A 14,641-nucleotide genomic window follows, 5' to 3' on the forward strand; every position below is an offset into this window, starting at 1 on the left:
AAAAACGCGAATTGGTCTGAGCGCCGTTGGTGAGAAACGTTTCAGGCTTTAAGGTATTTGACCGGGGGGAAGGTTTTGTGAGCAGCACGACCAAAGACGATAGTAAAGCAGGCAAGGCAAGCATGAGCGCCGGCCTGAAAATGGCTCTGACGGGGGGCGGCGTTGCGATTTTCATCGCCGTTGGCGTCTTTCTGATGATGCAGTTCGCGACGTCTGAACGGGATCGCGAAATGCGTCAGTGGCAAAGCCGTATGTCTATCGTCATCGACAGCCGTTATACGGACATTAATCGTTGGATTGACCGGCAATTGGCAGATTTGCGCGGGATTGCGGATAATGCGTCTGTGCAGTTGTATCTGACCGTTTTCCATGAATCCGGCACCAGCGCCAGTGCAGATGATGCCCCGCCAGAATTAGGATATCTGGGTAATTTGTTGGAAGTGGTTGGAGAGCGCGCGGGTTTTAAAAGCGATGTTCAGGGCCCTCAGGTGAATGCCAATGTGCAAAAGGCGGGCGTCGCTGGCTTGGCCCTGATTGACATGGACAATTTCATCATCGTTTCCAGTTCAGGTTTCCCCCCTTTGCAAGGGCCTGTCCGGGCCTTTTTGGAACAGGCGGAACGGGGTGTGACCTCAGTTTCCGATGTATTCATTAACGAGCGCGGAAATTCTGCCATGGCCTTCCTTGTGCCGGTTTATGCGGTACAGGCCGATGAGTCAGCGGAATCCCAATTGGGGTATGTGGTTGGCGTTAAGGAAATTGCCGACGAACTGTATCCCCTGTTGGAACAGCCAGGCGCGACCGAAGAAACCGCTGAGACCATGATCGTGCGTCAGAATGGCAACAAGATCGAATATCTGACACCGCGCGCCGATGGGACGGCCCCGCTGCAGAAAAGTCTGGCGGCTGATACGCCCAATCTGGCGTCGGCCTGGGCGGTGCGCACCGTGGGGGGCTTTGCGACCGTTACCGACTATGCCGGGAACGAGGTGCTGGCAATCTCCCGGGCCTTCAATCAGGTACCGTGGACGTTGGTCTATAAGGTGGATACCGCAGAAGCCCTGAAGGAATCGGAAGACCGACTGCAATTGCTGATGATCGTTTTCGGGGTGATCATCATCCTGGTTCTGATCGGGATGCTGGCGCTGTGGTATTATGGAACGTCCCAGCGTGCGACGGAAGCGGCGGCCAAGTTTGAAGAACTGGCAAACCGTTTCCAGGGTCAGCGGAACTTTATGCACACCGTGACCGACAGCCAGCCCAACAGCATCGTGATTCTGGATGAAAATGGTCATTACCGCTGGTTTAACAAAACCGCGCTGCAATTGTCCCGCATGGATCGGTCTGACATGTTTGACAAGCACGTCTCCGCCATTTTGGGGCCAATTGAGGGCAAGCGTATTCATGCCTGGGTCAAAGAGGCATTGGCGAAGAACGAGCGTCTGACCGTCACCCATGAAATGGAATTGGGGAATGATGGGCCCAAGGTCTATCGGACGGATTTCCAGCCACTTCCCGCACGGGAAGATTTCCCGCCGGGCGTTCTGATGGTCAGCCAGGACATCACTGAAAGCGTGCTGGAACGCGAAAAGCGCGAAACCGTTATGCGACAGTTGGTCGGTACATTGGTGTCAGTCGTGGATCGCCGCGATCCATTCTCTGCCAATCACTCGGTTCGTGTGGGTGAAGTATCGCGCGCCGTTGCGCAGGAAATGCAGGCCGAGCGGGTGATGATGGAAACCGCTGCGATCGCGGGCAGTCTGATGAATCTGGGCAAGATCACGGTACCCGAAGAACTGTTGACCAAACAGGGTAAGCTGACCGATGAAGAGGTCAGGATGATTCAGGAGTCGGTGTTGACCAGCGCTGAACTGGTGTCCAAGATCGACTTTGATGGGCCGGTTTATGATACCTTGCGCCACTTGCAGGAACACTATGACGGCACGGGCACGCCTGATGGTCTGGCGGGCAAGGATATTGTCATTACGGCGCGCATTGCAGCCGTCGCCAATGCCTTTGTCGGCATGGTCAGCGCACGGGCCTGGCGGTCGGGCATGAGTGTCGATAAGGCACTGGATATCCTGCTGGCCGATGGGAACAAGAAGTATGACCGCGCCGTTGTGGTGGCGCTGGCCAATTATCTTGATAACCGCGGCGGTCGCGAAGAATGGGCCAGCTATGGCGAGGCCCCCACGGAAACAGGAGCTTAAGGCATTCCGGACCCGGACCATGCGTCGAAATATTATGCACCGCAGGGTGAATGCCTGATCGCGGTGGGTGATGTTCATGGTCATTTGGACCTATTGAATAATCTGCTGTGCCAGATTTCTGATCGCCCTGATCGAAGGAGACAGGGCAGGACGGATCGTTTGATCTTTCTGGGGGATTATGTGGATCGCGGCCCGAATTCCGCTCAGGTCATTGATCGCCTGTGTCGTGTGCAACAGGATGATCCCACCGCAGTCTTCCTGAAAGGCAATCATGAAGAAATGATGGTGGCATTCCTGCAAGCCGGGGATTTGACCAAGGGGTATCATTGGCTGCGTAATGGCGGTGACATGACATCAGCAAGCTATGGCGTTGAGACACCAAATGATCTTGATGACACCAATGCACTGATTGAATTCCGCAGTGTCTTGGCCACCGTGGTGCCCGACGCGCACTGGCGGTTTCTGGAAGGCTTGCAGGTTTCCTATCGGGCTGGGGATTATATCTTTGTGCATGCAGGTTTACGGCCCGGCATTCCATTTGCGGATCAACGCGATGAGGACATGATCTGGATTCGAGACCGCTTTCTTCACTCTGATGCTGATTTTGGGGGATGTGTCGTTCATGGTCATTCGCCCAGCCCCAAGCCGGATATTCACCCCAACCGGATCGGTTTGGATACCGGCAGCGGGAAGGGGGGATATTTGACGGCGGGACTGTTCTGGAGTACCGAGGGATCCTTCCTTCATGCCTATCCAGACAGGATTAAACACCAATGAGAGATACCGATCTTGCGGCCATTCTGGAGCAGATAAGCGCAGCGGCTGTGCTGTGTGTCGGCGATGTGATGCTGGACCGGTTCGTTGAAGGGCAAGTTGAGCGAATTTCGCCTGAAGCCCCGATCCCGGTCTTGAGTGTAACGCGCGAGCGCGCCGCTCTGGGTGGGGCTGCCAATGTGGCTCGAAATGTCTGTGCTCTGGGCACACGCTGTGTTCTTGTCGGTGTGGTAGGGGATGACAGTGCGGCGCAAGAGGTGCAGGGGCTGATTGATGGTGTCGTGGGGGCGACGGCCCATTTGATTCCTGCCAGCGACCGCCCGACAGCAGTCAAGACGCGGTTTATGGCCGGGCGCGCGCAATTGTTGCGTGCCGACCAGGAACGACGCAGCCCCTTGGAAATCCCGACGGCGGATGCGGTGCGCAATGCGGCCTTGTCCGCCCTGCCTTCTGTCGGTGCCCTGATTTTGTCTGATTATGGCAAAGGGGTGCTGTCTGACCGCCTGATTCAGGATTTGATTGCGGCAGCGACGGCCCAGGGATGTCCGATTATCGTGGATCCGAAGGGGCGTGATTTTTCTAAATATCGCGGCGCGGATCTGGTGACCCCCAACAGGGCGGAACTGGCATTGGCAAGTGATGCACCAACCGATAGTGATCCGGCTGTCATCGCGGCGTGTGAAAGCGTTGTTCGCATCAGTGGGGTGAAGGGCGTGTTGGCGACCCGGTCCGAACAGGGCATGACCCTGTATCGGCAGGATCCATCAGGAACGGTTTCCGTGGACCATCTGCCAGCCCGCGCACGGGAAGTGTTTGATGTGGCGGGGGCCGGTGACACGGTGGTTGCGGCCCTGGCGGCGGGGCTTGCCGCTGGTCTGTCCCAAAAGGATGCGGCAACGCTTGCCAATCGGGCGGCGGGGATTGTTGTTGCGAAAACCGGCACCGCCGTTGCCTATCCCGGCGAAATCTTAAATGACAGCCATGAAGAAAGTTTCGCACGGGGGGAGGCCAAGGTCCTGACCCTGGCGGAGGCACAGGATCGGGTTGCCGCCTGGCGACGGGCGGGGAAATCCGTTGGCTTTACCAATGGCTGTTTCGATCTGCTGCATCCAGGCCATATCTCCCTGATTTCTCAGGCGCGGGCGGCGTGTGACCGCCTTGTGCTGGGCTTGAACAGTGATGCCTCTGTCGCGCGCCTGAAGGGCCCCAGCCGCCCGGTTCAGGCAGAGGTCGCACGGGCCAGTGTCCTTGCAGCACTGGCCGATGTCGATATGGTCGTGATCTTTGGCGAAGACACCCCCATGACCCTGATCAAGGCGCTGGAACCGGATGTTCTGATCAAAGGGGCTGACTATACCCGGGAAACCGTGGTCGGCGCTAAGGAAGTGGAATCCTGGGGCGGTCGGATCGTTCTGGCCCAATTGGTGGAGGGGCAATCCACCACCAACACCATCGCCCGTCTGTCAGGGAAGTAACCAGAGCAACCATGAATGATTTGAGTTTGCTCTAGCTGCCACTGGCATCCTGCACATAAGCCGTGATGGCGGCTGCGATCGCTGAAGGATCGCTGTCGTGGGGGAACAGGGTCAGGAACCCACCATCCGGCCCCATCAGATAGGCATTTGGCGAATGGCTGACAAGATAATCATCGGGCGCGGCCCCTTCCGGGAAAACCTTTGCCCGATGGACGCGATAGGCGATAACTGCCTGCTTCACAGCGTCCGGGGCGCCCGACAGGCCCAGAAATCTTGGATGAAAGGCGGCGGCATAAGGGCCCGTAATGTCCGGTGTGTCGCGTTCCGGGTCCACGGTGATGAAGATCGGCTGCACCCGATCAGCATTTTCTGGTGGCATGCTGTCCAACGCCGTTGCCAGTCTGGATAAATCGCCGGGACAGATATCCGGGCAAAATGTATAGCCGAAATAGATCAGCATGAATTGACCGCGAAAATCCGCATTCGTGACCGTGTTTCCCCTTTCGTCTGTCAGACTGAAGGGACCGCCAAACAGATTGGGGGGAAACACGGTATCTGCCCGGGCCGTTCCAATCCCGATAAAGATCAGAACTGCTATCAGAAAGGCCTTATTGCGGGACATAAGGTACGCCCGGCAGACCCAGAATACCGGTTCTTTCTAATTCGGCCTTAATCGTTGGATCTTTTTCAAACCAGCGATCCGCATCCTGACCATTGCGTTCGGCCCAGTCTTTGGTGAACCAATTGGCGCGGCTCCATTTTCCATCAGGCAATTCCCGTTTGAACTGCAGCGCGAACATGGTGATCTGATCTTTTTTGATCAGTAGGCCGTCTGCTTCGATCTTCTTGCCACAGAAGGGGATCAAATCCGCCGTTGCGCCTGCAAAAATATCATTATTCTTGGCTGGCAGCAGCAGGGTTCCATCATCCTGCAACAGGCCAAGTTGACGTGTGCCGTCGCCGCAATTGTCGGCGCAGTTTCCTGTCAGTTCACATAACAGGTCTACCACGGTGACTTGAATGCGGGCCTTTTCCTCACCATTAATGCCCCACGAATCGGCGGCCTGAATGGGGGTGGAAAAGCCTGTAAGGCTGAGCATCAGGAAAGGAAGGAACCGCTTCATCATCACTTATTCTCCTCCTCAGAACGGCTGAATGCCAAAATCTTCATGATTTACATGGACGATGCCATGATCATCGGCGACCTGATCGACAATCAGGTAATTCACACCGTCACGGGCATATAAGTCGCCGTTCACGGTGACCTGATGGGTTTGAATCTGCACCAGCCGGGGATTGGCGACGCTGGTGTCATCTTCTTCCACCTTCAGGATCACATAAACCTGATCATCGTCGGTGCGAATGCTGACGGGGATGCCGCCCACGGCACACCACACAGCGCATTTGTGATGGGCGGTGCCCAGCGCATACATGATTTCAGACGTGTAGCACCAGGTATCAATCAATTCCCCTGTCAGGGTGACGCGCTGCCCTTCGGCTGCGTGGGTTGAGGATAGGGCGAAGCTGGATAGGGCGAAACACAGTGCAAATGTCAGTTTCTTCATCAAACCTTACCTTATCTCTTGGTGTGTTGAACCGCCGTTAGAATAGGGCCGGGTTCTTGATCCGCACAAATCACAGTCGGTTTATCACAAGGTGACCGCATGGAACGGATTGACCCCAGGGCCAGATCGTCCGAAAGAGGATGACCGTTTTTTTTCGTTGAGGCCTTATGACCCAAACATCCCGACTGTCGGCGTCACAGCGCGTCATTACCCCACCGCCCTTTGCCGTTGCGGGCTTGATTTTGTCCATGGCATTGGTGGCGGTTGGGAATGGTCTGATATTCGCCTATGTGCCGACCCGGTTGGGAGGATTGGGCTATCCCCCCTCGATGGCGGGATGGATACTGACAGGTATGGCGGCAGGGGGATTCCTGGGATGTCTGGCCGTTGGGCGCCTTGTGAAGCGGGTAGGGCATGCGCGGGCCTTCATGACATTGGCGTCGGTCATGTTGCTGACCCATCTATTGATCGGCATGACCCTTGATCCAATCCTGTGGATCGGGGCGCGGTTTGCCTATGGATTTGCTGTGACGGGCCTGTTCATCATCGCGCAAAGCTGGATGAATGATTCCTGCCCCAATGAGTGGCGCGGCCGCGTTATGGCAATTTTCTATATGTCTTATGTGCTGTGCATCGGACTTGGTGGGTATCTGATCGCGTGGATTGACCTTGAAACACCGATTGGCCCGATGATCGCGGTGCTGTTTGGGACTTTGGCTATTTTGCCGGTGGGGTTGACCAATTTACCCACCCCGCCACCGCCAGAGGCCGTTAAGGTCGCACTGCGCGCGGTGTGGCGCATATCCCCTGTGGGTCTGGTTGGGTTGCTCGCTGTTGGTGGATTGACCATGATGGTGCAAGGCTTCGCCCCAATTTATGCCCAGGAAACAGGGTATTCCCAGTCTGATATCGGGCTGCTGGTTTTCCTGATGCAGTTTGGCATGATTGCGGTGCAGATGCCGTTGGGTGCCCTGTCGGACCGAATGGATCGCCGGATCGTTCTGATCATTGCCTGTGTGATCATCGTGGTTTTTGCATTGATCTGTACGCGGCTGGAAGGAATGAACCTATGGCTGATGATTGCCTTGTTTGGGATCTGGGCCGGGGCGACGGAGACGATTTATGCTGTCGCTACTGCCCATGCCAATGACCGGGCAGAGCCGCAATATTATGTTTCACTGTCCATGACGATGCTGTTCGCCTGGTCGGCATCGGCCTTTATCCTGCCTGGCGCGACAACAGTTCTGACCAGTTTTTTGGGCGTTACGGCCTATATGTATGTGGCAGTGGTGATCGCCTGTAGCTATGGGCTGTTTGTCGCCTATCGCATTATGCGCAAAGAGCCGGTGCCGGAGGAGGATCAGGAAGCCTATGAACCCCGTGCTGCCCAGGCCGCCTATGCCCCGGATTTAGCCGCCCCGGCTATCGCAGAAGAAATAGACCAGCAGGTGCCCCGGTAAAGCATCACGCGTCCGCGTGATGCTTTCGTTACGCGCGCAATCCTGCGACGGCGGAAAACTGTGCGGCGTCTTCCAGGGCCTGGGCCGTCTGTAGCAGGGTTTCCTCATCAAACGGTTTGCCGATCAATTGCAGGCCCAGCGGCAGGCCCTTGTGGTCCAATCCGGCAGGGACGGCAATTCCTGGCAGCCCCGCCAGATTGACCGTCACTGTAAAGACATCGTTCAGATACATCTGGATCGGGTCATCCTGCTTGTCATCTATGCCAAAGGCGGCAGACGGTGTTGCAGGCGTCAGCATGACGTCGCATTGAGACCAGGCATTGCGGAAGTCTTCTGCAATGCGCGTACGCACCTTCTGCGCTTTCAGGTAATACGCATCGTAATACCCGGCGGACAGCACATAGGTACCAATCAGAACCCGGCGCTGTACTTCATTGCCAAAGCCATCGCGACGGGTGTTCGCGTACATCTCATCCAGGGTCTTGCCCTCGCTGCGCAGGCCATACCGTACGCCGTCATACCGCGCCAGATTGGATGAGGCCTCCGCCGGGGCGATGATGTAATAGGCGGGCAGCGCATATTTCGTATGGGGCAGGGAGATATCCACAATTTCCGCACCGGCCGCCCGCAGCCAATCAATGCCGCGTTGCCACAGATCATCGATTTCATCGGCCAGGCTTTTCAGGCGGTATTCCTGTGGAATGCCGATGCGCAGCCCTTTGACGCCCCGTTTCAGGGCAGCTTCGAAATCAGGGACAGCGATATTGGCGCTGGTTGAATCCTTCGCGTCATGTCCGGCCATCGCACCCAGCATAATCGCGCCATCGCGAACCGTTCGTGTGAAGGGCCCAGCCTGATCCAGGGAACTGGCGAAGGCGACGACACCCCACCGGCTGCACCGGCCATAAGTCGGTTTCAGGCCCACAGTACCGGTTAGGGCCGCAGGCTGGCGGATCGATCCGCCGGTATCTGTACCAATGCTGGCCAGGGCGGAGCGTGCGGCAACAACCGCCGCCGACCCGCCGGACGACCCGCCGGGCACCAGGGCCTTGTCCGGATCGGTCTTATCCTGCCAGGGATTACGGACGGGCCCATAGAAACTGGTCGTGTTGGACGACCCCATGGCAAATTCATCCAGATTGGTCTTACCCAACAGCACTGCACCTGCCGACCACAGCTTGCCGCTGACCGTCGATTCATAGGGCGGCTTGAACCCGTCTAGAATGTGAGAGGCGGCTGTCGTCAGCACCCCTTCGGTACAATACAGATCCTTCACACCCAAGGGGATGCCTTCCAATGGCCCCGCCGTGCCTGCAGCCAATCGCTTGTCGCTGTCTGCGGCCATGGCGCGGGCCTGGTCCGGTGTTTCGGTGATATAGGCATTCAGCACCCTGGTCTTATCCATGGCGGCCAGATAGGCCTCTGTCAGTTCAACAGCGGTGAATGCTTTCTTACGCAGGCCGTCTCGGGCATCTGCCAGGCTTAAATCCAGAAGGTCGCTCATCGCCCCCAGCTCCTATTCAACAACTTTGGGGACGGAGAAGAAATCACCGACCGGGTCTGGTGCATTGGCGACAATCTTTTCCGGATAGCCACCATCTGTCACTTTATCCTCCCGCCATTGAGCGGTCATCTCAACGGCCGATGACATGGGTTGCACGCCGTCCGTATCCACTTCGGACAATTGCTCGACCCAGGCGACGATCGTATCCAGTTCTGCCGCCAGCGAGTTCTGACGGTCTTCTGGCAATGCGATGCGCGCCAGATGGGCAACGCGGGCGACGGTTTTGGTATCAATGGCCATGTGCGGCTCTCTGCGTTGAATATCGGGATGAATTTGTGCGCGGAAACTATCACCCGCCTTCCAGCGCGGCAAGTCGTCAGGCTTGCCCAAAGGCTGATCACGCCCTATGCACAGTCATGATCTTAGAAACCGTCTATGACCTGCCCGCCGGGGTCAGCCTTTTAGGCCTTGATCTGGGGGAAAAAACCATCGGGATCGCCATTGGGGATCCCGCCGGCAGCATTGCGTCGCCCCTGGAAACCATCCGGCGCGCAAAGTTCACGCAGGATGTCGCGCGGCTGGCTGAAATCGTGGCGGATCGCCGTATTGGCGGCCTGGTCATCGGCCTGCCGGTCAATATGGATGGAACGGAAGGCAAGCGCTGTCAGTCGTCACGCCAATTCGCCCGCAATCTGATTTCCGTCGCGAAATGGGACATGCCCATCGCCTTCTGGGACGAGCGTCTGTCGACCAGCGCGGTGGAACGTGTGCTGATCGAACAGGCCGATATGACCCGCGCCCGGCGCGGTCAGGTGGTCGACAAAATGGCAGCCAGCTTCATCCTTCAGGGTGCCCTGGATGCAAGGCGGCTGCGGCCCTTATAGCATGCTGGTATGGCCGTCCACGCTGATGGCCTGGCCGGAAACCCGTGCACCGGCCTTGGAGCACAGGAACAGCGCCATTTCGGATATGTCTTCTGCGGTCACGAAACAGCGCATGCTGGTATCTTTCACATAATCCGCACGGATCTGCTCAACACTTTTTCCGGTCGTTAAGGCTTCGTCCGCAATTACCCTGTCCATGCGGTCGCCTTCGACGGAGCCGGGGCACAGGGCATTGACCCGCACACCGGACGGGCCAGCCTCTGCAGCTGCCGTTTTGGTCAGGCCGATAATTGCCCATTTCGCCGCACAATAGGGGCTGCGTTCCGGATAGCCATACAGGCCGCCTGTTGAGGAGAAATTGATGATGGAGCCGGAGCCCTGCGCCTTCATTGGGCCCAATACCCGCCTGAGGCAATGATAGGCACCGGTCAGATTGACATCGATGCAGGCAGCCCAGGCGGAGGGATCGGTATCTTCAATGACGCCGGTTGGTCCCTTTATTCCCGCTGCATTGATCAGGATATCCACACCGCCCAGATGGGCTAGGGCGGCATCAAAGAACGCATCAACTTCTATGCGGTTTGAAACGTCACAGCGTTGATAGGATATCCCATCGGGCAGACTGGACAGGCCCTTGATATCAACATCGCCAGCAAAGACCGCAGCGCCCTCGCGATGTAATTGTTCCGCGATGGTCCGTGCGATGCCGCCCCCAGCGGCGGTCACGATGGCGCGTTGTCCGTTAAATCTGCTCATTTTTGCTTGCCTCATAGGGTGGGGACTCACACTGTTTGCGCACCATGCTGGACACGGAACAAAGCGACAAGAATGAAGTGCAGGAAGGGCAGGGCGATGATCGTCTTTTCTGTGCGAAATGCCATGCCACAGTGACGCGGCAATGTTTCGCCATTCATAGGCGCGGCGCACATCAACACACGGTCTTCAATCCGGCAGGCCACGTCTTCACGGTACAGTGTTTTATTCACGCACCAGGCGCGGGTATGTTGGGCCGGCCCAGCACACAATTTTCCTGGTTTCCGGGACTCGCATGGCGGGTTGCGCTGTGTGTTGAATGCGGAACCCATATCGGGTGGGAATTCAGTGGGCCCGAAACGTTCTTTGGCCTGATCAAACTCGCTTTGACAACCAGCCCAAATCCTTAGCCTCTTGATCCTTCCCGGCGGGACAGGAAGGCCAGACGCTCAAACAGATGTACGTCCTGTTCATTCTTAAGCAACGCGCCATGCAGCGGGGGGATGGCCTTGCTGGGGTCTGTTTCACGCAATGTTTCGGGGGAGATATCTTCCACCATCAGCAGCTTGATCCAATCCAGCAATTCAGAGGTTGAGGGGCGCTTTTTCAGGCCTTGAACCTCGCGCACCTGGAAGAACAGGGCCAGGGCCTCGCTCAACAGCCGCTTCTTGATATCGGGAAAGTGAACCTGAACGATCTGTTCCATGGTCTCAGGGTCAGGGAAGCGGATGAAATGGAAGAAACAGCGTCGCAGGAAGGCGTCGGGCAATTCTTTCTCATTATTCGACGTGATGATCACGATGGGGCGCTTTTCCGCCCGGATCACTTCCTTTGTCTCATAGACATGGAATTCCATGCGGTCCAGTTCCAGCAACAGATCATTGGGGAATTCGATATCGGCCTTGTCCACCTCGTCAATCAACAGGACAGGGGCCGGATCAGTCGTGAACGCCTCCCACAGTTTTCCTTTGATGATGTAGTTGCGGATGTCATGCACCCGCTCATCGCCCAACTGGCTGTCGCGCAGGCGACTGACGGCATCATATTCATACAGACCCTGCTGCGCCTTGGTGGTGGATTTCACATGCCATTCGATAAAGGGGCGGTCCAGGGCGGTTGCGATTTCCCGCGCCAATTGCGTCTTTCCGGTACCAGGCTCTCCCTTGACCAGCAAGGGGCGTTGCAGTGTGACAGCGGCATTCACGGCGACGGCAAGATCTTCGGAGGCGACATAGCTGGACGTGCTGGTAAAGCGCATTGAGGATAATCCTGAGGGCAAGGGTTACGGATGGTCACTGACCCTAGTGTGCCCCCCTTGCGCAATCAAGACTCTAGCCTTGAAGCGCGATCAAAGTCCGCAATGTTCCAGAAGCCAGATTTGAGGAAAACCCTGCATTGATTTGCGCGGTTCCTGCGGAATTTGCTGCTGCCAGATTGGAGAGTAGGGAAACCTGGGACGCCAGGGATTCTGTTGGCTCTCCAGCCGCCTGAGCCTGTGACAGGGCCGATTGCATGAATCCGAGCAGGTCGGTCTTCTCGTCAAGTTTTCCGCCAGAGTAATAATTGCCCGGCAGATTTGACAGGAACTCTGAGCCCTTGGTCTGTAACTGCAGGATATCCTGATCACTGGCAGCACCGCTGTCTTTCAACGCGCCTGCCAGTTGGTCAATCTCGGTTGGGGATATGCCGGTGACATCGAACATTTTTGCAATGTCGGCAAAGGACAGGCTGGTTGATTTTACCTCTTTGTCATTTGAATTGAAGAGGTTGGCGATAAAAGAGTTTGCGTTAGAATCGGCAACGTCCTCTTTTTCCGGACGCTTTTCTGTTCCCGTTAATAGGGAGGCTCCAGCACTGAAAAGGCTAAACGCTGCGGCTTCCAGCATAACCCAAATCCTCAATCGGTTTGCATTGAGGGTATTTATGCAAGCGTTATGCCAATGGCGCGCGGATCAGCTGGGCTTTTTAATGGCCGAGTGCTCTCGCAGGGGTTCGCTTTCTACAATCAATTGCGTGCGGTCACTTGCATAATAGGACAGGCCGTACTCAATTGCGCGCCCGTCCAGATCCACATTGATGCTTTCTGTCTGCAGGACGGGGCGTGTTGGAGGCTGCTGTAAATGAATCGCCAGTTGGCGCGTTGGCATTGTGGCGGTGATGCGTGTGGAAAACCTTTTGTAATCGTGCACGCCACAGGCATCCAGGGCGGCGGTGATCGATAAAGTGTCACGAAAGGCTGCAATCATTCCCGCAAATCGTTTTGCGGGGAAGTAATGAGTGGCAACACTGATCGGGCGACCATCAACTTCACTGACCGCTTCCAACAGCACGACGGGGGCACCCTTCCGCAGATCCAGATTTCGGGCAATGACCGCGTCGGCACGGACCTGTTCGGTCCGCAGCAGTGTCTTGCTGGGCATGCGGTTGCCACTGGTGATGTTTTGGGTGAAGCGGGTACGCTCCCCAATGGGATATTCGATCAGGTCACTTTGGACAAATGTGCCGCGCCCTTGTTCAATTCGGACCTTGCCAATTTCCTGAAGGTAACTCATTGCGCGGCGAACGGTGTGGCGATTGACAGCAAAACGACGCGACAGGTCGGCTTCTGTGGGAAGACGGTCCCCCGGCTCATAGACGCCCTGGTCGATTTCGGCCTCTAATGAGCCGGCAATCTGTCGCCAAATTGGTTCTCCATCAGAAAGATACACGACTTGCCCCTTTGGTTATGCCACCCGTCACAAGAATTTCATCATCAATGCCATGCTTCGATCTTGCAATTGGGTCTAAGCTTAGGCATCTTATATTTGTCTAGACGTCTATACGAAAAATTGACGACTGTCTAGACCTTTGACTGGTTTGTTGAGTGTCGTGGCATCTTTGTCTTAACAGGAGGCGGTTTGTGAGGAATGAAAATTCCAACCCAGATATAGAGGATGATCGGTCCTGGCGGGCGCCTTTGTCTGATGACCAGCGCGCCCGGCAAGCCTGGATAGGGGTCTTGTCCATGGCCCCTTCCGCCCGTTTGTCAGACTTGTTCGAAGCGGTACCTGAAAAACCGGATTATGAATTTCTTCGGAAGCCGGAAAGCGGGTTGATCATGACCCAGGGCCGAATCGGTGGGGCCGGTGGAGCCTTTAACATGGGCGAAATGACGGTGACACGCTGCAGTGTGAAATTGTCTGATGGGACAGTCGGGCATGCTTATCAGGCGGGCCGTGACAAGAAAAAGGCGCGCTGCTGTGCCCTGTTGGACGCGATGCTGCAACAGCCGGAGCGTCGACTGGAAATCATGAATTCAATCATAGAGCCGTTAAAGGCCGAACAGGCGGCGCGGGATATGGCGCGCGCTAAAAAGGTTGCGGCGACGAAGGTTGATTTTTTCACCCTTGTGCGAGGGGAGGATTAAACGATGACCCTTACCGATTTGGCCCCCGGCTTTGCAGATCCGGTTCGCGATGCTGCAGTCAGTTTTCGCACCATTCTGGATGCGATGGCCCGGCCGGGTGAATTGAAATTACTGCCTGTGAAGGCCCCGGTTCCTGCCCCCTTGAATGGGGCGGCGGTCTGCATTGCCTTAAGCCTGATGGATCCAGATACGCCCTATTGGTTGGCGCCAGATCTGCGCAATGACCGTATCATTGGACATTTCAGCTTCCATACCGGTGCCCCCTTTGATGCGGATATTGCAAAGGCACAGTTCGCTTTTTTCCCGGTCGCGGATCTGCCGCAAGTCATGCTGGATTTAGCGATTGGCACGGATGAATACCCAGACCGGTCTGCGACAGCCATAGCATTGGTGCCCGGATTCGATGTGGTCGGGGGCGCGCGTTTGGCCGGGCCAGGCATTGAAACAACGTGTGATTTTGCACCTGGTGGAATGACCGCGGACGCCTGGGACGCCCTTGAGCGCAATGCGATGCTGTTTCCATTGGGGGTGGATACCATTTTCGCGGGACCAGACAGTCTTGCCGCGATCCCCCGCAGCACACGCCTAACCCGATTGGAGGCTTAGACCC

17 protein-coding genes are annotated in these 14,641 nt (G+C 56.5%); 7 read left to right on the top strand and 10 right to left on the bottom strand.

All coding sequences use genetic code 11. The annotated features are described in order from the left end of the window. The first annotated feature begins 77 nt into the window (after positions 1-77). The 3 genes from ACOSDR_RS03095 (at position 78) to rfaE1 (ending at position 4,459) form a co-directional block, all read left to right on the top strand. Entirely contained in the window at positions 78-2,210 is a 2,133-nt protein-coding gene (locus tag ACOSDR_RS03095) for an HD domain-containing phosphohydrolase (protein WP_420724345.1), read from the top strand. Between the two features lie 63 nt (positions 2,211-2,273). Continuing rightward, complete coding sequence (locus ACOSDR_RS03100; RefSeq protein ID WP_420730335.1) at positions 2,274-2,987, top strand: metallophosphoesterase family protein; 714 nt, start codon at positions 2,274-2,276, stop codon at positions 2,985-2,987. Next, positions 2,984-4,459, top strand: a complete 1,476-nt coding sequence (gene rfaE1, locus ACOSDR_RS03105; protein ID WP_420730336.1) for a D-glycero-beta-D-manno-heptose-7-phosphate kinase — start codon at positions 2,984-2,986, stop codon at positions 4,457-4,459. The genes ACOSDR_RS03100 and rfaE1 overlap by 4 nt, the downstream gene beginning before the upstream one ends. A 31-nt stretch (positions 4,460-4,490) precedes the next feature. Here rfaE1 and ACOSDR_RS03110 read toward each other — a convergent pair whose 3' ends face one another. Genes ACOSDR_RS03110 through ACOSDR_RS03120 form a run of 3 tightly spaced genes read right to left on the bottom strand, consistent with a single transcriptional unit; the run spans position 4,491 to position 6,024 of the window. Next, positions 4,491-5,081, bottom strand: coding sequence for an SCO family protein (locus ACOSDR_RS03110; RefSeq protein WP_420730337.1), 591 nt, complete (start codon positions 5,079-5,081; stop codon positions 4,491-4,493). After that, positions 5,068-5,586 (bottom strand): hypothetical protein, encoded by a 519-nt coding sequence (locus ACOSDR_RS03115; protein WP_420724341.1) that lies wholly within the window; start codon positions 5,584-5,586, stop codon positions 5,068-5,070. The genes ACOSDR_RS03110 and ACOSDR_RS03115 overlap by 14 nt, the downstream gene beginning before the upstream one ends. A 15-nt stretch (positions 5,587-5,601) precedes the next feature. Next, positions 5,602-6,024 (bottom strand): hypothetical protein, encoded by a 423-nt coding sequence (locus ACOSDR_RS03120; protein WP_420730338.1) that lies wholly within the window; start codon positions 6,022-6,024, stop codon positions 5,602-5,604. A 167-nt stretch (positions 6,025-6,191) separates the two neighbouring features. Between ACOSDR_RS03120 and ACOSDR_RS03125 the strand changes: the two genes are divergently transcribed. Further along, complete coding sequence (locus ACOSDR_RS03125; protein ID WP_420730339.1) at positions 6,192-7,484, top strand: MFS transporter; 1,293 nt, start codon at positions 6,192-6,194, stop codon at positions 7,482-7,484. A gap of 28 nt (positions 7,485-7,512) precedes the next feature. Here the strand turns inward: ACOSDR_RS03125 and gatA are convergent, their stop codons facing one another. Continuing rightward, on the bottom strand, positions 7,513-8,988 hold the full coding sequence (gene gatA, locus ACOSDR_RS03130; protein ID WP_420730340.1) for an Asp-tRNA(Asn)/Glu-tRNA(Gln) amidotransferase subunit GatA: 1,476 nt from the start codon (positions 8,986-8,988) through the stop codon (positions 7,513-7,515). A 12-nt stretch (positions 8,989-9,000) separates the two neighbouring features. After that, on the bottom strand, positions 9,001-9,288 hold the full coding sequence (gatC, locus tag ACOSDR_RS03135; RefSeq protein WP_420724337.1) for an Asp-tRNA(Asn)/Glu-tRNA(Gln) amidotransferase subunit GatC: 288 nt from the start codon (positions 9,286-9,288) through the stop codon (positions 9,001-9,003). A 116-nt stretch (positions 9,289-9,404) separates the two neighbouring features. On the opposite strand from gatC, the gene ruvX reads away from it, so the two are divergent. Then, positions 9,405-9,872 (top strand): Holliday junction resolvase RuvX, encoded by a 468-nt coding sequence (gene ruvX, locus ACOSDR_RS03140; RefSeq protein WP_420724336.1) that lies wholly within the window; start codon positions 9,405-9,407, stop codon positions 9,870-9,872. On the opposite strand, the gene ACOSDR_RS03145 is transcribed toward ruvX, so the two are convergent. The 5 genes from ACOSDR_RS03145 to phnF form a co-directional block, all read right to left on the bottom strand. Beyond that, positions 9,867-10,628 (bottom strand): SDR family oxidoreductase, encoded by a 762-nt coding sequence (locus ACOSDR_RS03145; RefSeq protein ID WP_420724335.1) that lies wholly within the window; start codon positions 10,626-10,628, stop codon positions 9,867-9,869. The genes ruvX and ACOSDR_RS03145 overlap by 6 nt on opposite strands. Positions 10,629-10,654: 26 nt before the next feature. Then, positions 10,655-10,858: a hypothetical protein gene (locus tag ACOSDR_RS03150; protein WP_420724334.1), complete on the bottom strand. Its 204-nt coding sequence runs from the start codon at positions 10,856-10,858 to the stop codon at positions 10,655-10,657. Between the two features lie 173 nt (positions 10,859-11,031). After that, a complete protein-coding gene (locus ACOSDR_RS03155) occupies positions 11,032-11,883 on the bottom strand; it encodes an AAA family ATPase (protein ID WP_420724333.1) in 852 nt (283 codons plus the stop codon). Positions 11,884-11,956: 73 nt separating this feature from the next. Then, a complete protein-coding gene (locus ACOSDR_RS03160) occupies positions 11,957-12,511 on the bottom strand; it encodes a hypothetical protein (protein ID WP_420730341.1) in 555 nt (184 codons plus the stop codon). A gap of 66 nt (positions 12,512-12,577) precedes the next feature. Then, positions 12,578-13,333, bottom strand: a complete 756-nt coding sequence (gene phnF, locus ACOSDR_RS03165; RefSeq protein WP_420724331.1) for a phosphonate metabolism transcriptional regulator PhnF — start codon at positions 13,331-13,333, stop codon at positions 12,578-12,580. A 191-nt stretch (positions 13,334-13,524) separates the two neighbouring features. Between phnF and phnG the strand changes: the two genes are divergently transcribed. Both phnG and phnH read left to right on the top strand, forming a co-directional pair. Beyond that, positions 13,525-14,031, top strand: coding sequence for a phosphonate C-P lyase system protein PhnG (gene phnG, locus ACOSDR_RS03170; RefSeq protein WP_420730343.1), 507 nt, complete (start codon positions 13,525-13,527; stop codon positions 14,029-14,031). A gap of 3 nt (positions 14,032-14,034) precedes the next feature. After that, positions 14,035-14,637: a phosphonate C-P lyase system protein PhnH gene (phnH, locus tag ACOSDR_RS03175; protein ID WP_420724329.1), complete on the top strand. Its 603-nt coding sequence runs from the start codon at positions 14,035-14,037 to the stop codon at positions 14,635-14,637. Positions 14,638-14,641 lie beyond the last annotated feature (4 nt).

Source organism: Hwanghaeella sp. 1Z406 (assembly GCF_048892425.1).
Taxonomy (GTDB): Bacteria; Pseudomonadota; Alphaproteobacteria; order UBA8366; family Aestuariispiraceae; genus Pacificispira.